We start from the raw sequence: 23,520 nt of genomic DNA, 5'->3' as shown, positions 1-23,520 counted from the left end.
AACCCGATGACCGCCATGGTCAAGCGCCTGCGGGTCGACGCCGTGATCGTCCAGGCCGTCATCGCCGGTGCCCTGTCCTTCTCCCACCTGCACGACCTCGCCGAAGCGGCCGGGCAAGGCGGCTGGAAAGCGTGGGCCTACCCCGTCAGCGTCGACCTGCTGCTGGTCGCCGCCTGGCGCCGGATGCGGCAGGCACAGCGAGCGGGGCTGGGGGCTGGGGGTCCGCGGTTGTGGTTCCTGGTGGCCCTGACCGCCTCCCTCGGCGCCAACGTCGCCACCGCCGGGCTCCTCGACCTCGACCACGTCCCGGCCTGGCTCCGCGTCCTGGTCGCGGGCTGGCCAGCCGTCGCCTTCTTCGGCGGCACGCTCCTCGCCCACACACCACACCACCCCCAGGAAGCGCCTGCGGAGCCGACCTCGTCGACGACCGACCCGCACGAGGAATCCCGCTCCGCCCCGACTGCCGTCGACCTGCCCGACCCGGTCGCGCTCCCCACCCCCGACCTCGTCCCTGAGCCCACCATCAGCGAACCAACCACCGTCGCCGACCCGGTGGCGGAATCCACCCCCGCTCGGGCCCCGGCGGCCGTTCCCGCCGTCGCCCTCCCTCCCGCTCTCGTCGACCGCGTCCGGGCCCTCGCCGACGAACACCGCTCGGCCACCGGCCACCCCGCCGACCCCGACGTCGTACGCGCCCGGCTCGGCCTGCCCCCGTCCATGACCGCATCCGTCGCCGCCCACCTCTGAGAAGGGACCGCCATGCATCGCCGCTTCCGCAACGTCCGCCGTATCGGCCCCGTGAACGTCGCCTCCTACCTCGAACGCGGCAAGCACCGCCACCTGGCCGCCTGCACCGCGCCCCGCTGCGACTTCTCCGCCGAGTACGACTCCCGCGCCGCCGCCGAACTCGCCGCCCGCACCCACCGCTGCTCGGCCTGACAGGAGACCAACCCCATGGACGTACCGCTCTGGCTCGCCCTCCTCTGCATCGGGGTCCTGGGCGTCAAGCTCATCCGCCCGCCCTGGTGGCTCATCACCGTGCTGCTCCTCGGCGGCTACCTCATCGCCGACAGCCTGCTGGCCCCCGTCATCAACTCCCTCGTCGAGTAACCGAGAAAGGAGACCCGCTCATGTTCCGGCCCAAGATCCCGACCATGCCTCAGCCCACCGGCCTGGTGACACCGCCTGCGGTCATCGAGTCGACCGTCGGCACCCCGGCCGCCCTGCCCCCGCAACCGGCCCCTGCCACTCCCGCGCCGCCCCGTCCGGCCGTCCAGCTCACCCCCGGCACCGCGCTCGCCCTCGTAGGCGGCGGCACCGCCGTGGTCCTGGTCGTCGGCGCCGTCCTCGTCTCCATGCTCCTCGCCGTCGCCGTCACGGCCACCTCGACCGCTGTGTGCGCCGTCGTCATCCGCTCTCTCCTCACCCGTCGCGCCCGCTGACACGACAACTCCACGCGCCCGGCCCTACTCACACTGTCTAGCCCCCTCGACAGGCCGGGCCGGGCGCGCCAGACCTGCAACGCCTGCAAGGAGGAACCTGCACATGCGTCCCCCGGCTCCCCTCGGAGCCATCCGCCACCTCGCCGCCCTCGCCCGCTACGGCGACCTCGGCGCCTACGCCCGGCAGATCCAGCGCCTGGGCGGCTGTGAGCGGCCCGTACGGATGGAGGGCCACCGGCTCGACGTCCACGCCGCAACGGGAGAGATCGTCCGGGAGATCACCGACACCGACCTTCCGGCCGGACAGCTCCTCATCCGCTGCAACAACCGCCGGGCCACCAGATGCGCCGCCTGCGCCGAGGTGTACCGCAAAGACACCTTCCACCTCGTCACCGCCGGACTGAGCGGCGGCAAGGGCATCAGCCCGGCCGTCGCCCAACACCCGCGCGTCTTCGCCACCTTCACCGCCCCCTCCTTCGGCCCCGTCCACAACCGCCCCACCGGAGGGCGATGCCGCTGCGGCCGGGCCCACCTGGAGGATGACCCCGCCCTGGGTACGCCACTCGACCCGGACCGGTACGACTACCGCGCGGCCGTCCTGTGGAACGCACACGCCGGTGCACTCTGGGCCCGCTTCACCACCTACCTGCGCCAACAACTCGCCTCACGAGCGGGCATCACCCGCACGGCGCTGCGCCACAGCGTCAAGGTTTCCTACGCCAAGGTTGCCGAGTACCAGCGGCGTGGCGCCGTCCACTTCCACGCCGTGATCCGCCTCGACGGCCCGGAAGGTGCCGGGGACGCCCCACCGCCCTGGGCCACGACCGAACTCCTCACCGACGCCATCCGCACGGCGGCCCGCCTCGCCGAGACCCCTGGCCCCCTCCTCGACGGACGCTCCTTCTCCTTCCGCTTCGGCAAACAGCTCGACATCCGCCCCATCCGCTCAGCGGACTTCGCGGGGACCTCGGAACTCTCCAGCCGCGCCGTCGCCGCGTACATCGCGAAGTACGCCACCAAGGGCGCCGAGACCGCCGGCACCCTCGACCGCCCCATCCGTAACCCGATCACCGACCTCATCGGCGCCCAGGTCACCGACCACGCCCGACAGCTGATCCTCACCTGCTGGCACCTCGGCGCCCGCCCCGAACTCGAAGCCCTGCGCCTACGCAAGTGGGCCCACATGCTCGGCTTCCGCGGCCACTTCTCCACCAAGTCCCGCGCCTACTCCGTCACCCTCGGAGCCCTCCGCCAGGAACGCGCCGACCACAACGAAGCCCTCACCCGCGCCCGCGCCGCCGAAGCAGGCCACCCCCTGCCCGACCCGGACACCGTCCTCGTTCTCTCGCACTGGCGGTTCGCCGGCACTGGCCTGACTGCTGCTGAGACCTGGTTCGCGACATCGCGTCGGCCCGACGCCACCCCCGACACGGAAGGAGACTCGGCATGGATCGCCGACGAGACGAACTGATGACCGTCCCACAGATCCTCTCCGAGCTGGGCGGAGTCTCCCGCCGCACCTTCTACCGCTGGCGTGAGCTGGGGCAGGCTCCGGAAGCGATCAAGCTTCCGAACGGCGAACTCCGCGTGTGGCGGAGCGACTTCACCGCGTGGCTTCACGGACTCGGGGAGGCGGCGTGAAGTCGCATGACGTGAAGGTGTGGAGCATCCGTAAGCGGCCGTACAAAACGCCGTCCTACGACGTCCGGTGGAAGGTCGCTGATGCTCCGCCGTTCTCGGAGACCTTCCGAACGAAGGCACTCGCCGACAACTTCCGCGCGAAGCTCCTCCGGGCTGCTCAGAAGGGCGAGGCGTTCGACACGGAAACCGGGCTGCCGGACTCCATGGCACCTGCCAAAGAGTCCCGCACCTGGTACGACTTCGCGCGGGCGTACGTCGCCATGAAGTGGCCGCACGCCGCTCCGAACTCCCGCGACAGTCTGAACGAGACCATGACCCTCGTCACGACGGAACTTCTGGGGGATCGGCCTGGGCGCCCGGCCGACGACATCTTGCGGCGTGCTCTGCGCGGCTGGGCCTTCGTAGTCCAGGCCGGGGACGAGGACGAGGCTCCGGTGGACATCGCGAACGCTCTTCGGTGGGTGGCCAAAGCCTCGCTGCCGCTGGCCACGCTCAAGAATCCGGCGGACATCCGTCGCGTCCTCGACTCGCTCAAGCTCAGGCTTTCCGGGGAACCGGCGGCTGCCGAGACGGTGCGGCGCAAGCGAGCAGTCCTCTTCAACGCCCTCGCCTACGCGGTCGAACTGGGGGAGCTGCCCGAGAACCCCGTCACGCTGGTGAAGTGGAAGCTGCCCAAGGTCACCAAGGAAGTAGACCGCCGGGTGGTGGTGAACCCTCAGCAAGCCCGAGACCTCCTCGCCGCCGTTTCGTACGTGGGTGGCTATCGCCGGGCCCGTGGGCGCCGTCTCGTCGCGCTCTTCGCCTGCATGTACTTCGGTGGGCTTCGGCCGGCGGAAGCCGTGGCCCTGCGCCGCCCCGACTGCACGTTGCCGGAAACGGGGTGGGGTTCTCTGATCCTGGAAAAGACCCGCCCCACCGTTGGAAAGCGCTGGACCGGAACCGGGGAAGTTCACGACAACCGTGGCCTCAAGAACCGCCCCGCGAACGAAACTCGCATCGTCCCAATCCCGCCTCGCCTCGTCCGTATGCTCCTCGCTCACATCGAGGAGTTCGGCCCTGCCAAGGACGGGCGGATGTTCGCCAACGAGCGCGGGGGAGTGATCGCCTCCACCACCTATTGGCGCGTCTGGGACGAGGCTCGACACCTGGCGCTCACGCCGGAGCAGGTGGCCTCGCCGTTGGCCGCTCGGCCGTACGACCTGCGGCACGCTGCGCTCTCCTCCTGGCTCAACGCTGGCGTGGACCCCACCGAGGTCGCGGAGCGCGCGGGCAACAGCGTCGAAGTGCTCCTGAGCCGGTACGCCAAGTGCCTCGACGGTCGGCAGGACGTCGCCAATCGGCGCATCGCCGAACTCCTCGGCGAGGATGACGACCAGGAGGACCGGACCGGCGCCGGGCTCTGATCCACGCACTCCTCACGCACACCTGCGGCATGATGGCCCCTGGACTCCCGTCCGGGGGCCTCGGCGTTTTCCGGGGCTGACCTGCGGATTCCTGGCCTGCCGCCAGTCCACACATAGTCCACAGCGTCCGACATACAGCCGCTCCGAGCGGCATACGGCTGCACAAACACGAAGACCCCGGCCTCAGCGTTTCCGCTGGTGACGGGGTCTTTGGGCACCTCATGCAAGGTGCCCCCGGCAGGATTCGAACCTGCGCACACGGCTCCGGAGGCCGTTGCTCTATCCCCTGAGCTACGGGGGCGTGTCGGGCGCCTTGTTTGGCGGCGACGGGTAGAACCCTACCAGCTCTCCGAGGGAGATCATGAACGGTTTTTGTGGGGGTGGGAGCGGGGTTGAGTGGTCCGGGACCGCCCGCAGGGGGTGGAAGTGGGGAAAACCCGGACGCGGCGGTGGGTGTCGACCTACTCTCGAGTTGTGCCAGGCGCGTCCGGCCGGGTGCTTGTTGTGGACGACAACAAGGTCATCCGGCAGCTGATCAGGGTCAACCTCGAGCTGGAGGGCTTCGAGGTGGTGACCGCGGCCGATGGTGCCGAATGCCTGGACGTCGTTCATCAGGTGCGGCCCGACCTCATCACCCTCGATGTCGTCATGCCTCGGCTCGACGGTCTCCGTACCGCCGCCCAGCTCCGCGGCGACCCGCGCACACGACGTCTGCCACTCGCCATCGTCAGCGCCTGTACCCAACACGAGGTCGAGGCCGGGCTCGACGTCGGCGTCGACGCGTTCCTCGCCAAGCCCTTCGAGCCGAGCGAACTCGTCGCCTTGGTAAGGCAGTTGGTCGAGCAAGCGCGGCTCGGGAGCGGTGTGACCGTGCCTGACGGGGTCGGCGTAGTGGCCCACGGTCCGGTCGCCTCCGCCACCACCCTCGGCCCCGGCACCGCCACGTCCACCACCGCCCCCGGCGCTGCCATCGCTCCCTCCTCCACCGGTTCCGCCGGGTCCACGGCTGGCGGCTCGGGCAACGGGAGCGACCAACCCGAGCGTGCCCAGCGCGCAGGCCGTACCGGAAGTTGATTCGAGGGCGCGACACCTGACATCTGGCACCTGACACTGACACCGACACCATCACGCGTCACACGTCAGGTGTCTCCGCGGACTCCTGCTCCTTGTGCTTCGGCCTCGCCAGAAGTCCCGCCCGTCCACATCGCGGACCCCGAGGTAAACCGGCTCGCATACCCACCCCCCTCCTCCCATACGCTTGTCCCCGTGACCCCCGTCGAGCTCTCCCGTACCGTGCTGCGCGCGGTGCGTCGTGCTGTCGACGACGGGGAGCTGAGCGTGGCCGTGCCCGCACGCGCCGTCGTCACCCCACCGGGGCCCGGCGGGCGCGGGGACTACGCCACGAACATCGCCCTGCAGCTGGCCCGGCCCGCCGGTCGGCCTTCCCTGCAAGTCGCCGAGATACTGCGACCCCACCTCAGCCGCACCGACGGAGTCGCCGCCGTCGAGATCACCGGCCCCGGCTTCCTCAACATCCACCTCGACCGGGCCGCCGTCACCGCCCTCGTGCGCCGGATCCAGGGCAACGAGGGTGGTCCGGACACGACGAGTGCCCTTCCCTACGGTCACAGCGACACTCTCGCCGGGCGCGTCGTCCGGCTGCGCATTCCTTACGACATCCGCGCCGAGGTCGTCGCCGATGCGCTCGTACGGATCATCGCCAGTCAGGGTGGCCGGGTCGAGGTCGATCACGTGTCCGGTCCACTTCTGAAGCTTGGTGCCGATGACCGGAGCCGGGCCACGCCGCTCGGCGCTCCGGAAACGGCCCTCACCAGCACGCCCACCTCCGAAACCCCCATCGACCTCCGCCCCGTCCCCGCCCCGGAGGACCCCACCCCCCTCGGCCCCGACGCCCTCCGCTGGGCCCTGTTGCACCCGGCCGCCCACGACCGGCCCCGGGTCACGGCGGACCTCCTCGTGCAGCGGGCATCCAACCCCCTCTTCCGGGTCCGTTATGCCCACGCCCGGGCCCGCGCGCTCACCCGCAACGCCGCGGGCCTCGGGTTCACAAGCGACGTCACCACCCCCGACGTCACCGCCCCAGACGTGGCCACCCCCCTCGTCAGCGCCCTCACCGAGTACCCCTCCGTCCTCGCCCGAGCGGCCACGCACCGCGCTCCCGATCGTCTCGCCCGGCACCTGGTCGTCCTCGCCGACGCCCTGCTCGCCTTTCAGCCCACGGTGCTGCCGCGCGGCGACGAGAAACCCTCGGCCGCCCACCGGGCCCGGCTGGCCCTTGCCGAAGCCGCCGGGACGGTGCTGGCCGGCGGCCTGTCCCTGCTCGGCATCGACGCACCCGAATATCTCTGAGCGAGCGAGGGAGCAAGCCAGGAGCGAGGAGCGAGCGAGCCGGAGGCCATAGCCCAAGCCCAGGTCCAACCAAGGTCCCAGCCCAGGTCCGAGCCCGAACCGCAAGCCGAGCCGCCGACCGCAAGCCGCAAGCGAGCGAAGCGCAGTAGAGCCGACAGCCACCGTCGCCCGCCCGCCCGTCCGCCCACACCGCACCGCACCGCACCGCCGGCCAAAGCCCCCCGCGCCGCCCGCCCAGAGAGCACACAGAAAGCCGTAGGAAAATGAGCCGTTCCGCACACCCCGCCGGGCCCCGTCACGCCGACGTGCTTCCCGAGGGGCATTACTCCGCCCCGCCCGCCGACCTGAACACGTTGGACCCCAAGGTGTGGGCGCAGACCGTCACCCGTACCCCCGACGGAGTCGTCAGCGTCGGCGGGATCGATGTGAAGGCGCTTGCGGAGGAGTTCGGTACGCCCGCGTACTTCGTCGACGAGGCCGACTTCCGTGCGCGGGCGCGCGCCTGGCGCACCGCGTTCGGGCAGGACGCCGACGTGTTCTACGCGGGCAAGGCGTTCCTGTCCCGGGCCATCGTGCGCTGGCTGCACGAGGAGGGGCTCAACCTCGACGTCTGCTCCGGCGGCGAGCTGGCCACCGCGCTCTCCGCCGGGATGCCCGCCGACCGCATCGCCTTCCACGGCAACAACAAGTCCGAGAGCGAGATCCGCCGGGCCGTCGAGGCCGGCGTCGGGCGGATCGTGCTCGACTCCTTCCAGGAGATCGTGCGGGTCGCGCACATCGCCCAGTCGCTCGGCACGCGGCAGCGGGTGCAGATCCGTGTCACCGTCGGCGTCGAGGCGCACACCCACGAGTTCATCGCCACCGCCCACGAGGACCAGAAGTTCGGGATTCCGCTGGCGGGAGGGCAGGCCGCGGAGGCCGTTCGGCGGGCTCTGAAGCTCGATGGGCTCGAACTCATCGGGATCCACTCCCACATCGGGTCGCAGATCTTCGACACCTCCGGGTTCGAGGTCGCGGCCCACCGCGTCGTCGGGCTGCTCAAGCAGATCCGTGACGAGCACGGCGTCGAGCTGCCCGAGATCGACCTCGGCGGCGGGCTCGGCATCGCCTACACCAGCGACGACGACCCCCGTGAGCCCCACGAGATCGCCAAGGCGCTGACCGAGATCGTCAACCGGGAGTGTGACGCCGCCAAGCTGCGCGCCCCGCGCATCTCCGTCGAGCCGGGGCGGGCCATCGTCGGGCCCACCGCCTTCACGCTCTACGAGGTCGGAACCATCAAGCCGCTGGACGGGCTGCGGACGTACGTCTCCGTCGACGGGGGCATGTCGGACAACATCAGGACCGCGCTCTACGACGCCGAGTACAGCGTCGCGCTGGTGTCCCGGACCTCCGACGCCGAGCCGATGCTCGCGCGTGTGGTCGGCAAGCACTGCGAGAGCGGTGACATCGTGGTGAGGGACGCGTTCCTGCCGGCGGACCTGGCACCGGGTGACCTGATCGCCGTACCGGCGACGGGCGCGTACTGCCGTTCCATGGCGAGCAATTACAACCACGTCCTGCGCCCGCCGGTCGTCGCCGTCAATGATGGAGAGGCCCGTGTCATCGTCCGCCGCGAGACGGAGGAGGATCTTCTCCGGCTCGACATCGGCTGAAGCGCGGCGGAAATGAAGGATGAAGAACCTCAGGGCCGGAAGATCTCCGTCCTCCGGCGCTGAGAAAATGAAATAGATGTCTCACGATCCGGACCGGGGATAGAAACCCCCGTCCGGTGAGTGAGACTGGTCCCACCGTGTTCGGTATGTCGGTATGTGAGGAAACGAGGTCGGATGATGCGTACGCGTCCGCTGAAGGTGGCGCTGCTGGGCTGTGGGGTTGTCGGCTCAGAGGTGGCGCGCATCATGACGACGCACGCCGACGATCTCGCCGCGCGCATCGGCGCCCCGGTGGAGCTCGCGGGTGTGGCGGTCCGGCGGCCCTCGCGGGTGCGTGAGGGCATCGACCCGGCGCTCGTCACCACCGACGCGACCGCCCTGGTCAAACGGGGGGACATCGACGTCGTCGTCGAGGTCATCGGCGGTATCGAGCCCGCCCGCTCCCTCATCACCACCGCGTTCGAGTACGGCGCCTCCGTCGTCTCCGCCAACAAGGCACTCCTCGCCCAGGACGGCGCCGCCCTGCATGCCGCCGCCGGGGACCACGACGCGGACCTCTACTACGAGGCCGCCGTCGCCGGTGCCATCCCGCTGATCCGGCCGCTGCGCGAGTCCCTCGCCGGCGACAAGATCAACCGGGTGATGGGCATCGTCAACGGGACGACCAACTTCATTCTCGACAAGATGGACAGCACGGGCGCCGGTTATCAGGAGGCCCTCGACGAGGCCACCGCCCTGGGATACGCGGAAGCCGACCCGACCGCCGACGTCGAGGGCTTCGACGCCGCTGCCAAGGCCGCGATCCTCGCCGGCATCGCCTTCCACTCGCGTGTGCGCCTCGACGACGTGTACCGCGAGGGCATGACCGAGGTGACGGCGGCCGACTTCGCCTCCGCCAAGAACATGGGCTGCACCATCAAGCTGCTCGCCATCTGCGAGCGGGCCGCGGACGGCGGGTCCGTCACCGCGCGCGTGCACCCCGCGATGATCCCGCTGACCCACCCGCTGGCCTCCGTGCGTGGCGCCTACAACGCCGTGTTCGTGGAGTCGGACGCCGCAGGTCAGCTGATGTTCTACGGACCGGGCGCGGGCGGTGCCCCCACCGCCTCCGCCGTGCTCGGTGACCTCGTGGCCGTATGCCGCAACCGCCTCGCCGGCTCCACCGGACCCGGCGAGTCCGCCTATGCCGCCCTGCCGGTCTCGCCGATGGGCGAGGTCGTCACGCGCTACCACATCAGCCTCGACGTCGCCGACAAACCGGGAGTTCTCGCCCAGGTGGCGACCGTGTTCGCGGAGCACGGCGTGTCGATCGATACGGTTCGGCAGCAGGGCAAGGACGGCGAGGCCTCTCTCGTCGTCGTCACCCACCGCGCCTCCGACGCCTCCCTCACCGGGACCGTCGAGGCGCTGCGCAACCTCGACACCGTGCGGGGTGTCGCCAGCATCATGCGGGTTGAAGGAGAGTAACCAGCAATGACCCACCAGTGGCGCGGAATCATCGAGGAGTACCGGGACCGGCTGCCCGTCTCCGACAGCACGCCGGTCGTGACGCTCCGCGAGGGTGGTACGCCCCTCGTCCCCGCGCAGGTGCTCTCGGAGCGCACGGGCTGCGAGGTCCACCTCAAGGTGGAGGGCGCGAACCCCACCGGGTCCTTCAAGGACCGCGGCATGACCATGGCCATCACGCGTGCGAAGGAAGAGGGCGCGAAGGCCGTCATCTGTGCCTCCACGGGCAACACCTCTGCCTCCGCGGCCGCCTACGCCGTCCGCGCGGGCATGGTCTCGGCCGTGCTCGTCCCGCAGGGCAAGATCGCGCTGGGCAAGATGGGCCAGGCCCTGGTGCACGGTGCGAAGATCCTCCAGGTCGACGGCAACTTCGACGACTGCCTCACCCTCGCGCGTGAACTGAGCGACAACTACCCGGTGGCGCTGGTCAATTCGGTGAACCCGGTGCGGATCGAGGGTCAGAAGACCGCCGCGTTCGAGATCGTGGACATGCTCGGCGACGCGCCCGACATCCATGTCCTGCCGGTGGGCAACGCGGGCAACATCACGGCCTACTGGAAGGGCTACAAGGAGTACGCCGCCGACGGCATCGCCGCCAAGACGCCACGGATGTGGGGCTTCCAGGCCTCCGGTTCCGCGCCGATCGTGCGCGGCGAGGTCGTCAAGGACCCGTCGACGATCGCCACCGCGATCCGGATCGGCAACCCCGCGTCCTGGCAGTACGCCCTGGCCGCGCGGGACGAGTCGGGCGGCGCCATCGACGAGGTGACGGACCGTGAGATCCTGCGCGCCTACCGGCTGTTGGCCGCTCAGGAGGGTGTGTTCGTGGAGCCTGCCTCCGCCGCCTCCGTGGCCGGTCTGTTGAAGGCCGCCGAGGCCGGCAAGGTCGACCCGGGCCAGACCATCGTCTGCACGGTCACCGGCAACGGCCTGAAGGACCCCGACTGGGCCGTCGCGGGCGCCCCGCAGCCCGTCACGGTCCCGGTGGACGCGGCCACGGCGGCCGAGCGCCTCGGCCTCGCGTAACGACACGGACGGCTGCTCGCGTATCCTCTCGCCCAGCCGTTCGAAAAGACCTGGGAGTCGCGCGTAGATGTCGATTCTCGGGGGATAACCCTGACAGGACCCGACAGGGGGTGCACAGGGGGCTTACGACACGCATCGTGCGCCTCCTGTGCGCCCTATGTCGCCACAGAACCTTCCTTCGATAGGCTGTGGTGAACCCGCCCGCTGCATATGCCCCGCAAGGGTGCGGCGCCGCGCCGTCCTGAGCGGCCGCAGGGTTCCAGGTACCTGTCGAACGCCAATCGAATGTCATTCGACAATCGTCAATCTCGCAGCTCAAGGAGAGTCATCGAGCGATGGCCGGTCCAGCGTTCCGCGCCGCCGCCGTACGGGTGCGCGTCCCCGCCACCAGCGCCAACCTCGGTCCGGGCTTCGACGCCCTGGGCCTTTCGCTGGGGCTCTATGACGACGTGGTCGTCCGGGTGGCCGACTCCGGCCTGCACGTCGACATCGCGGGGGAGGGCAGCGAGACGCTCCCGCGCGACGAGCGGCATCTGCTCGTCCGCTCCCTGCGCACCGCCTTCGACCTGCTCGGCGGACAGCCCCGGGGCCTGGAGATCGTCTGCGCCAACCGCATCCCGCACGGCCGTGGCCTCGGCTCCTCCTCCGCCGCCATCTGCGCCGGCATCGTCGCCGCCCGCGCCGTGACCATAGGCGGGGACAACCGGCTCGACGACGCCGCGCTGCTCGAACTGGCCACGGAGATCGAGGGCCACCCCGACAACGTCGCGGCCTGCCTCCTCGGTGGTTTCACGCTCTCCTGGATGGAGGGCGGCGCCGCGCGAGCGATCAGGATGGATCCTGCGGATTCCATCGTTCCGGTGGTTTTCGTGCCCGGGAAGCCGGTTCTGACGGAGACGGCGCGCGGACTGCTCCCGCGCAACGTCCCGCACGTCGACGCTGCCACCAACGCGGGCCGGGCGGCCCTCCTCGTGGAGGCCCTGACCAGGCGCCCCGAGCTGCTGCTGCCCGCGACCGAGGACCGGCTGCACCAGGAATACCGGGCGCCCGCCATGCCGGAGAGCGCGGCCCTGGTCGAGCGACTGCGGGCCGACGGCGTCCCGGCGGTCATCTCCGGCGCCGGACCCACCGTCCTGGCCCTGGCCGACGAGGCCAGCGCCGACAAGGTGGCCGATCTCGCGGGTGCGGAATGGGCCGCGAACCGGCTGGACCTCGACGCCCGAGGGGCGTGCGTCCTGCCGCTCACCACCACCGTCGCCGAACACGGCGTCGACACCGGCGACGCGTAGGGGCGCGGTTGCCGGATTTCGAGAGGGGGAATGTTTGTTGGATCCGGTAGTGTTAACCTCAAGTCTGCACCTGCCCCAGCCATGGCGAGGTGCTTATCGTCCCCGTCCGGGACAACCATTCTTCCGGGAGTCTCCCAAGCCGCACTGTGCTTCGTACGTCAAGCTGTACGCCGTACGCAGGCACTGAGCGGTCTGCCGAGCAGGCTCCGGAACCGGCGTTGCCGAGCTGCGTGACACAGACACATCAGTGCCACGGCCCGGAAAGCGCCGAATCACCAGAAATTCCCCTCCGCCGCCTTTGGCGGACCACCGCCCCGGCACGGTCCACCCGAACAGGACCGAAGCCGGACAGCACAAACGGTCGCCGAGCCAGAAGGCCGACGTCCGCTCCAGGGAAGGACCCTTCGTGAGCGACACCACCGATCTGATGGGCGCACGTGTCGAGGACACCGCTGCCGCGCCCGCCACGGACGCCGCGCCTGCCAGCGGTGCCGGCTCCCGGCGGCGCCGTGGCACCGGCCTCGAGGGCATGGTGCTGGCCGAGCTGCAGCAGGTCGCATCCGGCCTCGGCATCAGGGGCACCGCGCGGATGCGCAAGAGCCAGCTGATCGAGGTCATCAAGGAGGCGCAGGCTGGCGGGGGTGCCCCGGCGAAGGCCGAGGCCGCCGCCGAGACCAAGCCGAAGCGCCGCGCCACCTCGAAGGCGCGCACGGGCGACGATGCCGCCCCGGCCGAGAAGGCCACCGCCACCGCCAAGAAGGCCGCGGCGCCCGCCGAGAAGGCCGAGAAGGCCGTGGCCCAGCAGCAGATCGAGATCCCCGGCCAGCCGGCCGGTGGCGACGAGGCGCCCACTGAGCGCCGTCGGCGCCGTGCCACCGCCGACGCGGGCAGCCCCGAGACGGTCGCCGCCGAGGCGAAGAGCGAGCCCAAGGCCGAGACCCCGGCCGCGCCCGCCGAGACCAGGGCCGACGCCGGTGACCAGGGCGGCGAGGGCCGTCAGGGTCGCCGCGAGCGTGGCCGTGACCGGGGCGAGCGTGGGGACCGCGGTGAGCGCGGCGACCGCGGCCGCCGAGGCAAGGGCGACGATCAGCAGGGCGGCGGCCAGCAGCAGCGCGACCGCGGCCAGCAGGGCCAGCAGCAGGGCGGCGGCCGTCAGGACCGTCAGCGTGACAACGGCCCGCAGGACGACGACGACTTCGACGGCGGACGCCGTGGCCGTCGCGGCCGCTACCGGGACCGTCGTGGCCGCCGTGGCCGTGACGAGATGGGCGCCCCCGAGCCGCAGCTCGCCGACGACGACGTCCTGATCCCCGTCGCGGGCATCCTGGACATCCTCGACAACTACGCCTTCATCCGCACCTCGGGCTACCTGCCCGGCCCGAACGACGTGTATGTCTCCCTCGCCCAGGTCCGCAAGAACGGCCTGCGCAAGGGCGACCACGTCACCGGTGCCGTGCGTCAGCCCAAGGAGGGCGAGCGCCGCGAGAAGTTCAACGCGCTGGTCCGCCTGGACTCCCAGAACGGCATGGCGCCCGACTCCGGGCGCGGCCGTCCCGAGTTCAACAAGCTGACGCCGCTGTACCCGCAGGACCGCCTCCGTCTGGAGACGGACCCGGGCGTGCTCACCACCCGCATCATCGACCTGGTCTCGCCCATCGGTAAGGGTCAGCGCGGTCTGATCGTGGCCCCGCCGAAGACCGGTAAGACCATGATCATGCAGGCGATCGCCAACGCGATCACGCACAACAACCCCGAGTGCCACCTGATGGTCGTCCTCGTCGACGAGCGTCCGGAAGAGGTCACCGACATGCAGCGGTCGGTGAAGGGCGAGGTCATCTCCTCGACCTTCGACCGCCCGGCCGAGGACCACACGACGGTCGCCGAGCTCGCCATCGAGCGTGCCAAGCGCCTCGTCGAGCTGGGCCACGACGTGGTCGTGCTCCTCGACTCGATCACGCGTCTGGGCCGTGCCTACAACCTGGCGGCGCCGGCCTCCGGCCGCATCCTGTCCGGTGGTGTCGACTCGACCGCCCTGTACCCGCCGAAGCGCTTCTTCGGTGCGGCCCGGAACATCGAGGACGGCGGTTCGCTGACCATCCTCGCCACCGCCCTGGTGGACACCGGGTCCCGCATGGACGAGGTGATCTTCGAGGAGTTCAAGGGCACCGGCAACATGGAGCTCAAGCTCGACCGCAAGCTCGCCGACAAGCGCATCTTCCCGGCGGTGGACGTGGACGCGTCCGGTACCCGTAAGGAAGAGATCCTGCTCGGCAACGAGGAGCTGGCGGTCGTCTGGAAGCTGCGCCGGGTGCTGCACGCGCTCGACCAGCAGCAGGCCATCGAGCTGCTCCTCGACAAGATGAAGCAGACCAAGTCGAACATCGAGTTCCTGATGCAGATCCAGAAGACGACGCCCACGCCCGGTAACGGCGACTAGGTCTCGTACCTCTGCAAACGCTGGGGCCACCCTCTTTGTGAGGGTGGCCCCAGTTTTCTGTATGCGACACGTGTACGATCACGGTCTTCCACGATCAGTTTCTGCACGATCTGATCAATCTGATCAATCCATGCACTCCCAGGGGGGAATTGAGTGGCCAGACCTGTGTCCGGAGCCATAGCCGCCGCGATAGCCGGGACGCTACTGATGTCGTCCGCGAGCGCGGCCGGCGCCGACAGCACCTCGACACCGGACGAGGCGGATGTACGCATCGCCAAGGCGATGGCGGCGGACGACACCGTGGCCGTGACGCGGGAGCCGTCGTCGACCGCGAGCACGGACAGCGACAGCGACAGCGGCATGAAGCCGTCCGCCCAGATCATCGGCGGCTCGGAGACGACCATCGCCAACGCGCCCTGGATGGCGCAGCTCTGGTACTACGACCCGACGCAGGACCTCGGCTTCTTCTGCGGCGGTACGGTCGTCTCGCCGACGAAGATCCTCACCGCCGCGCACTGCGTCGACAAGAATCACTACAACTGGGTCAAGTACGGCGAGGTCGTCACCGGCACCGACCAGCTGCCCACGGCCGTCTACAAGTCCGACGGCAGCCTCGACCACCTCGACTACCACGGCGGCACCCCCAGCAAGGTCTCGCGCCAGTGGAACCACTCCTCGTGGGACGAGGAGGCGATCGACAACGACGTCGCGGTCCTCACGCTGTCCGCCCCCGTCAAGGCCACGCCGATCAAGATGACGACGTCCGGCGACACGGCCTCGTACGCGGCGGGCACCAGCGCCAGGGCCTACGGCTGGGGCCGTACCAGCTCCACCAACCAGGACATCTCGCAGACGCTGAAGACGGCCACCCTGCCGATCGTCAGCGACACGACCTGCGCGAACACCTGGAGCCCCTGGTTCGTCAAGGGGCACATGGTCTGCGCGGGCAAGCCCGCCGGCGGCACCGACGCCACGACCACCGCCACCTGCAACGGTGACTCCGGTGGCCCGCTCGTCGTGAACAGCAAGGTCGTCGGCGTCGTCTCATGGGGCGTCGAGGACTGCGTGTACAAGGGCGCCTACCCGGTCTTCGCCAAGGTCAGCACCTACGTCGGTGCGGTCTACCCGAGGGTCGACGACGCCGCCATCACCCGGGACGGCAAGGCCGACGTCTTCCTGCGCAACAAGGAGACCGGCAAGGGCTACGTCCGCGCCTCCACGGGCTCCAAGCTCGGTGACCGCAAGGCCCTGACCGCCGAGGGCAGCTGGAAGGGCTACAACCTGGTCCAGCAGACCGACCTGAACCGGGACGGCTACCAGGACTACGTCCTGCGCCGCTCCTCCGACGGTGACGTCTTCTGGCGGCGGTACGTGCCCTCGTCCAAGACCTGGTCGACCACGCAGATCTTCGACAACTGGAAGACCCGCACCCGGATCCTCACCCCCGGTGACGTCACCGGCGACGCGCTGCCCGACCTGCTCTCGGTCGACTCGGCGGGCGCCCTGTGGATCTACCCGGGCAAGGGCAACGGGGCGTTCTCGACCCGCGTCAAGGTCGGCACGGGCTGGAACACGTACAACGCGGTGCTCGGCCACGGCGACTTCACCGGCGACGGCAAGGCCGACCTGATCGCGCGCACCAAGACCGGCTCGAACGTCTACCTCTACAAGGGCACCGGCAAGTCCGGCACGGGCGCCTTCGCCACCCGGATCAAGGTCCGCTCGGACTGGAGCGCCTACAACACGCTCATCACTCCCGGTGACGTGAACGGCGACGGCAGGGCGGACCTGCTGGCCCGTAAGCCGTCCGGCACGATGTACCTCTACAAGGGCACCGGCAAGGCCACGAGCGAGATCTTCAGCACACGCGTCTCGGTCGGCACCAGCTACGCCCAGTACGACCTGCTCGGCTGAAACACCAGGTGAGCCCGGTCCCGCCGGGCTCATCCGTCACACACGGTGCCCATCGTGCTTTGCGCGATGGGCACCGTTCGTTGTGCAACCCTTTCCCGGCATATCCCGTCTGACCGGGCGGACCGGTCATGGAGCGGCGACGCCGTGGCACGGCCGCGTCCGACCCGACAGGCCTGGGCCTGAGCGCAGGGGGTAACCGACCGGAGAGAGAACGAGGAGCAGATGTCCGCCGACAGCACGCCGGACGCCGGCATACCGGGGAAGACCGGCACCACCGGCCCGCGCCACCGCGCGGCCAAGGGCCGTCGCCGCAAGACACGCGACGGGCACAGCAGAGCGGCGCTCGCTGTCGTCTGGACCGCAGCGGGCGTCCTGGTGCTGGGCGGCACCGGGATCGGCTACCTCTACTTCAAGCTCAACGGCAACATCAAGAGCGTCGACATCAACCAGGCCCTCGGCACCGACCGGCCCCTCGACGTCGACAACGGCTCGCAGGACATCCTGCTCCTCGGCTCCGACACTCGTTCGGGCAGCAACAAGAAGCTGGGCGGCGGCGTCGACGACGGCAGTGCCCGCTCCGACACGGCGATGGTCGTGCACGTCTACGAGGGCCACAAGCGGGCCAGCGTGGTCTCCATCCCCCGCGACACCCTCGTCGAGCGGCCCGAGTGCACGGACGCGAAGGGTACGGCGCACCCGGCGGCCTCGTACGCGATGTTCAACTCCGCGTACTCGACGGGCGGCGCGGCGTGTGCGGTGAAGACCGTCGAGTCCATGACCGGGATCCGGATGGACCACTACATCGAGGTGGACTTCGCGGGCTTCGAGAAGCTGATCGACGTCCTCGGTGGGGTGCCCATCACCACCACCAAGGACATCAAGGACCCCGACAGCCATCTGAACCTCAAGGCCGGGGAGCACACGCTCACGGGCAAGCAGGCGCTCGGGCTCGTGCGGACGCGGCACGGGGTGGGCGACGGGTCGGACCTGGGGCGCATCCAGCTCCAGCAGGCGTTCATCAAGGCGCTGATCGAGCAGGTCAAGTCGGTCGGGATCTTCAGCAACCCGACGAAGCTCTACGATCTCGCCGACACCGCGACCGACGCGGTGACCACCGACTCCGAACTGAAGGACGTCAAGGACCTCGCGTCCTTCGCGAACGGTCTGAAGGGCATCAGCTCCAAGAACATGACCATGGTCACGATGCCGGTGCAGTACGACCCCGACGACCTGAACCGGGTGCTGGTGGACGAGGCGAAGGCGAAGCGGGTCTGGGCTGCGCTGAAGGCCGACAAGGCGATCCCCAAGTCGGCGACGAAGGGGACGGCGACGGGGGCCGCGGAGGGCGTGGTGACGGCCGGCACCTAGTAGACTGTCGCGACTAAGTGTCGTTATGGTTGGTGGAGTTGGTGTCGGGCAGGCTTCGCTTGATGCTTCCGTCCGGCCGGGCAGGGGGTGCTGTGTCCTCGCAGAAGAAGTATCCGGTTGTCTTGAGTGCCGAAGACCGTCGGGCGTTGGAGCGTGTGACGACGACGGGGGTCCGCAGCGCGTCGATGATCAGGCGGGCGCGGGTGCTGCTCGCGTTGGACACCTCGGCCGGCGAGGTCGCTCCGCGGGCGGTGATCGCGGAGCGGGTCGGGGTCTCGTGCGATTCGGTCCGCCTGATCTCGAAGCGGTATGCGGAGACCGGCGGCGATGTGTGGGCCACGGTCGGCCGGAAGGAACGCGCACTGCCGCCGGTGCCCTCCCCGGTGACCGGCGAGGTCGAGGCAAGACTGATTGCGCTGGCCTGCTCGACGCCGCCCGAAGGACACGCCCGCTGGTCGCTGCGCCTGCTGGAGAAGCACGTCGCGCTGGCCGAGGACATCCCGGATCTGGACCACTCCACGATCGGGCGGGTCTTAAAAAAACGGAACTGCGCCCTCACGTGAAGAAGTGCTGGACCATCCCGCCGGCCGCGAACGCGGCCTTCGCCGCGGCGATGGAGGACGTCCTGGCGGTCTATCACCGGCCCTTCGACCCGGCGCGCCCGGTGGTGTGCATGGACGAGAAGCCGTACCAGCTGCTCGGCCACGTCCGTGATCCGCTCCCCGCGCGGCCGGGCCGTGACCGGCGCGAGGACAACGAGTACGTCCGCTCGGGGACCTGCTCGATCTTCTGCTGGGTCGAGCCGCTGCGCGGATGGCGGCGCGTGGACGCGCAGTCCCGCCGGACCAGGGTCGACTGGGCGCACCAGGTCGAGCACCTGCTGACCGTGGACTATCCCGACGCCGCCACGGTCGTGCTGGTGATGGACAACCTCAACACCCACACCACCGCCTCGCTCTACGAGGCGTTCGACCCGGCAAAGGCCTTCGCGCTGGCCCAGCGCCTGGAGATCCACCACACCCCCAAACACGGGTCCTGGCTCAACATCGCCGAGATCGAGCTCTCCGCGCTCACCCGTCAGTGCCTGGACCGCCGCATCGACGACCTCACCGTGCTCAACACCGAACTCGCCGCCTGGCAGCAGCACACCAACAGCAACCAGCGCCAAGTCGACTGGCACTTCACCACCGACGACGCACGCGTGAAACTGCGCCACCTCTACCCAACCACACGACGAAATTAAGCCGCGACAATCTACTAGGGGCGCGAGGAACTGCGCGACAAGCCACGACGGCCCTGCGGTCGCGTACGGCGCTGACGAGGCACCCCGTGGCACGGCCGGCCGGGACCAGGAGGCGCTTACCGGCGCTGACAGGGTGCCGCCTGCGCCCACCCTCCCCCACTCTCGGCTTCGCTCGAGCGGGAGGTGCCCCCATCGCCCCAGCGGCACGGCTGCCCGCAGTCGATGAAAGCCCGGGGGAATACCTGGCGGCACCCCCTGGTTTTGGGAGATGACGCCAGTGCTGGCAGACTGGTACGTCGGCTCCGGTTCACGCGCTCGCACCCCGCGGACGCGACCCGGCGCCCTCCCGAAACTAGGAGACACCTTGAAGCGCGACATCCACCCCGAGTACGTCGAGACGCAGGTCAGCTGCACCTGTGGCGCGTCGTTCACCACCCGCAGCACGATCGAGAGCGGCACCATCCGTGCCGAGGTCTGCTCCGAGTGCCACCCGTTCTACACGGGCAAGCAGAAGATCCTCGACACCGGTGGCCGCGTGGCCCGCTTCGAGGCCCGCTTCGGCAAGGCTGCCGCTGCCAAGAAGTAGCGAGCCCCCAGCGCCGGTCCGCGGCGCCCCCATCGGGGGCGTCGGGACCGGCGCTTTGCGGTGCAGCCCACTCACAACGTCGTACGTCGTACAGGGAGCCGGAGAAGATGTTCGAGGCGGTCGAGGAACTGGTCGGGGAACACGCCGACCTGGAGAAGAAGCTCGCCGACCCGTCGGTCCACGCGGACCAGGCCAACGCGCGCAAGCTGAACAAGCGCTATGCGGAGCTGACCCCGATCGTCGGCACGTACCGCTCCTGGAAGCAGACCGGCGACGACATCGACACGGCCCGTGAGTTCGCCGCGGACGACCCGGACTTCGCCGCCGAGGTCAAGGACCTGGAGAAGCAGCGCGAGGAGCTGACGGAGAAGCTGCGGCTGCTGCTCGTGCCCCGGGACCCGTCCGACGACAAGGACGTCATCCTGGAGATCAAGGCCGGCGCAGGGGGGGACGAGTCCGCGCTGTTCGCCGGCGACCTGCTCCGGATGTATCTGCGGTACGCCGAGCGCGTCGGCTGGAAGACCGAGATCATCGACTCCACCGAGTCCGAGCTGGGCGGCTACAAGGACGTCCAGGTCGCCGTGAAGACCAAGGGCGGCCAGGGCGCCACCGAGCCCGGGCAGGGCGTCTGGGCCCGGCTGAAGTACGAGGGCGGCGTGCACCGCGTCCAGCGCGTGCCGGCCACCGAGTCCCAGGGCCGCATCCACACCTCCGCCGCCGGTGTGCTGGTCACACCCGAGGCCGAGGAGGTCGACGTCGAGATCAACATGAACGACCTGCGGATCGACGTCTACCGCTCCTCCGGGCCCGGCGGCCAGTCCGTCAACACCACCGACTCCGCCGTGCGCATCACGCACATTCCCACCGGAGTCGTCGCCTCCTGCCAGAACGAGAAGAGCCAGCTGCAGAACAAGGAGCAGGCGATGCGTATCCTGCGCTCCAGGCTGCTCGCCGCGGCACAGGAGGAGGCGGAGAAGGAAGCCGCCGACGCCCGCCGCAGCCAGGTCCGTACCGTCGACCGCTCCGAGAAGATCCGCACGTACAACTTCCCGGAGAACCGCATCTCGGACCACCGTGTCGGCTTCAAGGCCTACAACCTGGACCAGGTGCTGGACGGGGAACTCGACGCGGTGATCCAGGCCTGTGTCGACGCGGACTCGGCCGCGAAGCTGGCAGCCGCGTAGGGCCGTTACGGGCACGAAGAGTACGACGGAGGACTTGCGTGCAGCATCATCTTGGGGGGCGACCCCCAAACCCCCGCGGCCTGCTGCTCGCGGAAGTGGCCCAGGCCACCCAGCGCCTGGCCGACGCCGGCGTGCCCTCGCCGCGCAACGACGCGGAGGAGCTCGCCGCGTTCGTGCACGGCGTCAAGCGGGGCGAGCTGCACACCGTCAAGGACGCCGACTTCGACGCCCGGTACTGGGAGGTCATCGCCCGGCGCGAGCAGCGTGAGCCGCTCCAGCACATCACCGGGCGGGCCTACTTCCGCTACCTCGAACTTCAGGTCGGGCCCGGGGTGTTCGTGCCCCGGCCCGAGACCGAGTCGGTGGTCGGCTGGGCCATAGACGCCGTCCGCGCGATGGACGTCGTCGAGCCGCTGATCGTCGACCTGTGCACCGGCTCCGGCGCGATCGCCCTCGCCCTCGCCCAGGAGGTGCCGCGCTCGCGCGTGCACGCCGTGGAGCTGTCCGAGGAGGCGCTGACGTGGACCCGCAAGAACATGGCGGGCTCCCGCGTCGACCTGCGCCAGGGCAACGCCCTGGACGCCTTCCGCGACCTCGACGGCCAGGTCGACCTCGTCGTCTCCAACCCGCCGTACATCCCGCTCACCGAGTGGGAGTACGTGGCACCCGAGGCACGCGACTACGATCCCCAACTCGCCCTGTTCTCAGGGGAGGACGGCCTGGATCTGATCCGAGGCCTCGAACGCACGGCGCACAGGCTCCTCCGCCCCGGCGGTGTCGTCGTCATCGAGCACGCCGACACCCAGGGCGGCCAGGTGCCCTGGATCTTCACCGAGGAGCGGGGCTGGGCCGACGCGGCCGACCACCCGGACCTCAACAACCGGCCGCGGTTCGCGACCGCCCGCAAGGCGCTGCCCTGATGAGCACGCGCCCGACGACAACCCCCCAGCAGCAGTACGTGTACGAGGAGGCTCGCTAGATGGCACGGCGATACGACACCAACGACGCGACCGACCGCGCCACCGGTCTGCGCGAGGCCGCGTCCGCCATTCGCCGGGGCGAACTCGTGGTGCTGCCGACGGACACCGTGTACGGCATCGGCGCGGACGCCTTCACGTCGGAGGCCGTGGCCGACCTGCTGGAGGCCAAGGGCCGGGGGCGCAACATGCCCACGCCCGTGCTCATCGGCTCCCCGAACACCCTGCACGGCCTCGTCACGGACTTCTCCGAGATGGCCTGGGAGCTCGTCGACGCGTTCTGGCCGGGCGCGCTCACGCTCGTCGCCAAGCACCAGCCGTCGTTGCAGTGGGACCTCGGCGACACCCGGGGCACCGTCGCCGTGCGCATGCCGCTGCACCCGGTCGCGATCGAGCTGCTGACCGAGGTCGGCCCCATGGCGGTCTCCTCGGCCAACCTGACCGGTCACCCGGCGCCGGAGAACTGCGACGCCGCCGAGGCGATGCTCGGCGACTCCGTCTCCGTCTACCTGGACGGCGGGCCGACCCCGAGCAACGAACCGTCGTCGATCGTCGATGTCACGGGCAAGGTGCCGGTGCTGCTGCGTGCCGGGGCCCTGTCGGCGGAGGAGCTCCGCAAGGTCGTACCCGACCTTGAGGTGGCGAATTGACGGCCCCTGACGCGGGGCGTGGCATATGGGACGGGGAAGAGACGCGGACCTTCACGGGGCTGCCGCGGGACACCTTCCGCATCCTCCACGTCAGCACCGGCAACGTGTGCCGCTCGCCGATCACCGAGCGGCTGACCCGGCATGCCCTGGCGGACCGGCTCGGCGACCCGCTGTGGGGCGGGCTGGTCGTCGAGAGCGCGGGGACGTGGGGGCACGAGGGGGCGCCGATGGAGGCGAACGCGGAGGCGGTCCTCGCGGACTTCGGCGCGGACGCCTCCGGCTTCACGGGGCGTGAGCTGCTGGACGAGCACGTCATCCGCGCCGACCTGGTGCTGACGGCCACCCGCGACCACCGGGCGCAGGTCATCTCCATGGGGCACTCCGCGGGGCTGCGCACCTTCACCCTGAAGGAGTTCACCCGGCTGGTCCGCGCGATCGACCCGACCACGCTGCCTCCCCTGGAGGAGGGCATGGTCGTCCGCGCGCGTGCGCTGGTCCGCGCGGCGGCGGCTCTACGCGGGTGGCTCCTCGCCCCGACCGCCGAGGCCGACGAGGTCTACGACCCGTACGGCGCGCCCCTGCCCTTCTTCCGGTCGGTGGGCGACGAGATACACCAGGCGCTGGATCCGGTGGTGACGGCACTGACGGGGGTGCCGGCTCGGGCTTGATCCGGGTGGGCGTAGTCGGCGGACGGAGTCCGGCGCAGCATCTCGAAGCCGGGAGGCCCGCCAGGGCCGAGCGCCGCGAGAGATGCGTCGGGGATCGGCTCCGGTGGTGACGGCACTGACGGGGGTGCCGGCCAGGGCGTAGCCGGCGCCGGGCTCCGGTC

General features: G+C 70.1%; 22 protein-coding genes, 1 tRNA gene and 2 pseudogenes. 23 read left to right on the top strand and 2 right to left on the bottom strand.

The window, feature by feature from the left end:
* Positions 1–15: 15 nt before the first annotated feature.
* The 7 genes from P8T65_RS14610 (at position 16) to P8T65_RS14580 (ending at position 4,486) form a co-directional block, all read left to right on the top strand.
* The gene (locus P8T65_RS14610) at positions 16–747 is read left to right on the top strand and encodes a DUF2637 domain-containing protein (protein ID WP_399103084.1); all 732 of its coding nucleotides are present in this window, start codon (positions 16–18) and stop codon (positions 745–747) included.
* Between the two features lie 12 nt (positions 748–759).
* Entirely contained in the window at positions 760–939 is a 180-nt protein-coding gene (locus P8T65_RS14605; RefSeq protein ID WP_159773066.1) for a mobile element transfer protein, read from the top strand.
* Positions 940–954: 15 nt separating this feature from the next.
* On the top strand, positions 955–1,110 hold the full coding sequence (locus tag P8T65_RS14600) for a hypothetical protein (RefSeq protein WP_316725818.1): 156 nt from the start codon (positions 955–957) through the stop codon (positions 1,108–1,110).
* A gap of 20 nt (positions 1,111–1,130) precedes the next feature.
* Positions 1,131–1,442: a SpdD-like protein gene (locus tag P8T65_RS14595; RefSeq protein WP_316725817.1), complete on the top strand. Its 312-nt coding sequence runs from the start codon at positions 1,131–1,133 to the stop codon at positions 1,440–1,442.
* A 103-nt stretch (positions 1,443–1,545) separates the two neighbouring features.
* The gene (locus P8T65_RS14590) at positions 1,546–2,913 is read left to right on the top strand and encodes a replication initiator (protein WP_316725816.1); all 1,368 of its coding nucleotides are present in this window, start codon (positions 1,546–1,548) and stop codon (positions 2,911–2,913) included.
* On the top strand, positions 2,889–3,083 hold the full coding sequence (locus tag P8T65_RS14585; protein ID WP_055541015.1) for an AlpA family transcriptional regulator: 195 nt from the start codon (positions 2,889–2,891) through the stop codon (positions 3,081–3,083). The genes P8T65_RS14590 and P8T65_RS14585 overlap by 25 nt, the downstream gene beginning before the upstream one ends.
* A complete protein-coding gene (locus P8T65_RS14580; RefSeq protein ID WP_316725815.1) occupies positions 3,080–4,486 on the top strand; it encodes a tyrosine-type recombinase/integrase in 1,407 nt (468 codons plus the stop codon). The genes P8T65_RS14585 and P8T65_RS14580 overlap by 4 nt, the downstream gene beginning before the upstream one ends.
* A 229-nt stretch (positions 4,487–4,715) precedes the next feature.
* Here the strand turns inward: P8T65_RS14580 and P8T65_RS14575 are convergent.
* A tRNA-Arg gene (locus P8T65_RS14575) sits at positions 4,716–4,787 on the bottom strand.
* 173 nt (positions 4,788–4,960) lie between these two features.
* Here P8T65_RS14575 and P8T65_RS14570 point away from each other — a divergent pair.
* The 6 genes and pseudogenes from P8T65_RS14570 to thrB form a co-directional block, all read left to right on the top strand.
* A pseudogene (locus P8T65_RS14570) lies at positions 4,961–5,404 on the top strand (response regulator); the annotation flags it as partial.
* A gap of 348 nt (positions 5,405–5,752) precedes the next feature.
* On the top strand, positions 5,753–6,856 hold the full coding sequence (nrtL, locus tag P8T65_RS14565) for an ArgS-related anticodon-binding protein NrtL (protein WP_316725814.1): 1,104 nt from the start codon (positions 5,753–5,755) through the stop codon (positions 6,854–6,856).
* A 263-nt stretch (positions 6,857–7,119) separates the two neighbouring features.
* A complete protein-coding gene (lysA, locus tag P8T65_RS14560; protein ID WP_316725813.1) occupies positions 7,120–8,511 on the top strand; it encodes a diaminopimelate decarboxylase in 1,392 nt (463 codons plus the stop codon).
* A 174-nt stretch (positions 8,512–8,685) separates the two neighbouring features.
* Complete coding sequence (locus tag P8T65_RS14555; protein ID WP_220646529.1) at positions 8,686–9,978, top strand: homoserine dehydrogenase; 1,293 nt, start codon at positions 8,686–8,688, stop codon at positions 9,976–9,978.
* Positions 9,979–9,984: 6 nt separating this feature from the next.
* On the top strand, positions 9,985–11,043 hold the full coding sequence (gene thrC, locus P8T65_RS14550; RefSeq protein WP_316725812.1) for a threonine synthase: 1,059 nt from the start codon (positions 9,985–9,987) through the stop codon (positions 11,041–11,043).
* Positions 11,044–11,378: 335 nt separating this feature from the next.
* Positions 11,379–12,332, top strand: a complete 954-nt coding sequence (gene thrB / locus P8T65_RS14545; RefSeq protein ID WP_316725811.1) for a homoserine kinase — start codon at positions 11,379–11,381, stop codon at positions 12,330–12,332.
* A gap of 158 nt (positions 12,333–12,490) precedes the next feature.
* Here the strand turns inward: thrB and P8T65_RS47255 are convergent.
* Positions 12,491–12,601: pseudogene (locus P8T65_RS47255) on the bottom strand (hypothetical protein); the annotation flags it as partial.
* A 137-nt stretch (positions 12,602–12,738) separates the two neighbouring features.
* Between P8T65_RS47255 and rho the strand changes: the two are divergent.
* The 10 genes from rho to P8T65_RS14495 all read left to right on the top strand — a co-directional run bounded on the left by rho (position 12,739) and on the right by P8T65_RS14495 (position 23,359).
* Complete coding sequence (rho, locus tag P8T65_RS14540) at positions 12,739–14,769, top strand: transcription termination factor Rho (RefSeq protein ID WP_316725809.1); 2,031 nt, start codon at positions 12,739–12,741, stop codon at positions 14,767–14,769.
* Positions 14,770–14,976: 207 nt separating this feature from the next.
* Positions 14,977–16,683 carry a trypsin-like serine protease gene (locus P8T65_RS14535; RefSeq protein ID WP_316731588.1) on the top strand — a complete coding sequence of 569 codons (1,707 nt, stop codon included), beginning with the start codon at positions 14,977–14,979 and terminating at the stop codon, positions 16,681–16,683.
* A gap of 222 nt (positions 16,684–16,905) precedes the next feature.
* Entirely contained in the window at positions 16,906–18,051 is a 1,146-nt protein-coding gene (locus tag P8T65_RS14530) for an LCP family protein (protein ID WP_316725808.1), read from the top strand.
* A gap of 155 nt (positions 18,052–18,206) precedes the next feature.
* Positions 18,207–18,614 carry a helix-turn-helix domain-containing protein gene (locus P8T65_RS14525; RefSeq protein ID WP_316731502.1) on the top strand — a complete coding sequence of 136 codons (408 nt, stop codon included), beginning with the start codon at positions 18,207–18,209 and terminating at the stop codon, positions 18,612–18,614.
* Positions 18,611–19,294: an IS630 family transposase gene (locus P8T65_RS14520; protein ID WP_316724412.1), complete on the top strand. Its 684-nt coding sequence runs from the start codon at positions 18,611–18,613 to the stop codon at positions 19,292–19,294. The genes P8T65_RS14525 and P8T65_RS14520 overlap by 4 nt, the downstream gene beginning before the upstream one ends.
* Positions 19,295–19,658: 364 nt before the next feature.
* Positions 19,659–19,880 carry a 50S ribosomal protein L31 gene (gene rpmE / locus P8T65_RS14515; protein WP_028804216.1) on the top strand — a complete coding sequence of 74 codons (222 nt, stop codon included), beginning with the start codon at positions 19,659–19,661 and terminating at the stop codon, positions 19,878–19,880.
* Between the two features lie 107 nt (positions 19,881–19,987).
* Positions 19,988–21,064, top strand: a complete 1,077-nt coding sequence (gene prfA, locus P8T65_RS14510; protein ID WP_215449021.1) for a peptide chain release factor 1 — start codon at positions 19,988–19,990, stop codon at positions 21,062–21,064.
* A gap of 80 nt (positions 21,065–21,144) precedes the next feature.
* Complete coding sequence (gene prmC / locus P8T65_RS14505) at positions 21,145–21,984, top strand: peptide chain release factor N(5)-glutamine methyltransferase (RefSeq protein ID WP_251829530.1); 840 nt, start codon at positions 21,145–21,147, stop codon at positions 21,982–21,984.
* Between the two features lie 59 nt (positions 21,985–22,043).
* Positions 22,044–22,691 carry an L-threonylcarbamoyladenylate synthase gene (locus P8T65_RS14500; RefSeq protein ID WP_184899436.1) on the top strand — a complete coding sequence of 216 codons (648 nt, stop codon included), beginning with the start codon at positions 22,044–22,046 and terminating at the stop codon, positions 22,689–22,691.
* Positions 22,688–23,359 (top strand): low molecular weight phosphatase family protein, encoded by a 672-nt coding sequence (locus P8T65_RS14495; RefSeq protein WP_037695368.1) that lies wholly within the window; start codon positions 22,688–22,690, stop codon positions 23,357–23,359. Before P8T65_RS14500 ends, P8T65_RS14495 begins: the two co-directional genes overlap by 4 nt.
* Positions 23,360–23,520 lie beyond the last annotated feature (161 nt).

The organism is Streptomyces sp. 11x1, from assembly GCF_032598905.1.
GTDB lineage: Bacteria > Actinomycetota > Actinomycetes > Streptomycetales > Streptomycetaceae > Streptomyces.
This window is presented reverse-complemented; position numbering and strand designations above follow the sequence as displayed.

What these genes read in the sequence shown, in the direction of transcription:
- P8T65_RS14585 (WP_055541015.1), top strand. Translation starts at nt 2,889, where the DNA reads ATGGATCGCCGACGAGACGAACTGATGACCGTCCCACAGATCCTCTCC.
- P8T65_RS14535 (WP_316731588.1), top strand. Translation starts at nt 14,977, where the DNA reads ATGTCGTCCGCGAGCGCGGCCGGCGCCGACAGCACCTCGACACCGGAC.
- prfA (WP_215449021.1), top strand. Translation starts at nt 19,988, where the DNA reads ATGTTCGAGGCGGTCGAGGAACTGGTCGGGGAACACGCCGACCTGGAG.
- P8T65_RS14555 (WP_220646529.1), top strand. Translation starts at nt 8,686, where the DNA reads ATGATGCGTACGCGTCCGCTGAAGGTGGCGCTGCTGGGCTGTGGGGTT.
- thrC (WP_316725812.1), top strand. Translation starts at nt 9,985, where the DNA reads ATGACCCACCAGTGGCGCGGAATCATCGAGGAGTACCGGGACCGGCTG.
- thrB (WP_316725811.1), top strand. Translation starts at nt 11,379, where the DNA reads ATGGCCGGTCCAGCGTTCCGCGCCGCCGCCGTACGGGTGCGCGTCCCC.
- P8T65_RS14595 (WP_316725817.1), top strand. Translation starts at nt 1,131, where the DNA reads ATGTTCCGGCCCAAGATCCCGACCATGCCTCAGCCCACCGGCCTGGTG.
- lysA (WP_316725813.1), top strand. Translation starts at nt 7,120, where the DNA reads ATGAGCCGTTCCGCACACCCCGCCGGGCCCCGTCACGCCGACGTGCTT.
- P8T65_RS14500 (WP_184899436.1), top strand. Translation starts at nt 22,044, where the DNA reads ATGGCACGGCGATACGACACCAACGACGCGACCGACCGCGCCACCGGT.
- P8T65_RS14600 (WP_316725818.1), top strand. Translation starts at nt 955, where the DNA reads ATGGACGTACCGCTCTGGCTCGCCCTCCTCTGCATCGGGGTCCTGGGC.
- P8T65_RS14605 (WP_159773066.1), top strand. Translation starts at nt 760, where the DNA reads ATGCATCGCCGCTTCCGCAACGTCCGCCGTATCGGCCCCGTGAACGTC.
- P8T65_RS14530 (WP_316725808.1), top strand. Translation starts at nt 16,906, where the DNA reads ATGTCCGCCGACAGCACGCCGGACGCCGGCATACCGGGGAAGACCGGC.
- P8T65_RS14610 (WP_399103084.1), top strand. Translation starts at nt 16, where the DNA reads ATGGTCAAGCGCCTGCGGGTCGACGCCGTGATCGTCCAGGCCGTCATC.
- P8T65_RS14590 (WP_316725816.1), top strand. Translation starts at nt 1,546, where the DNA reads ATGCGTCCCCCGGCTCCCCTCGGAGCCATCCGCCACCTCGCCGCCCTC.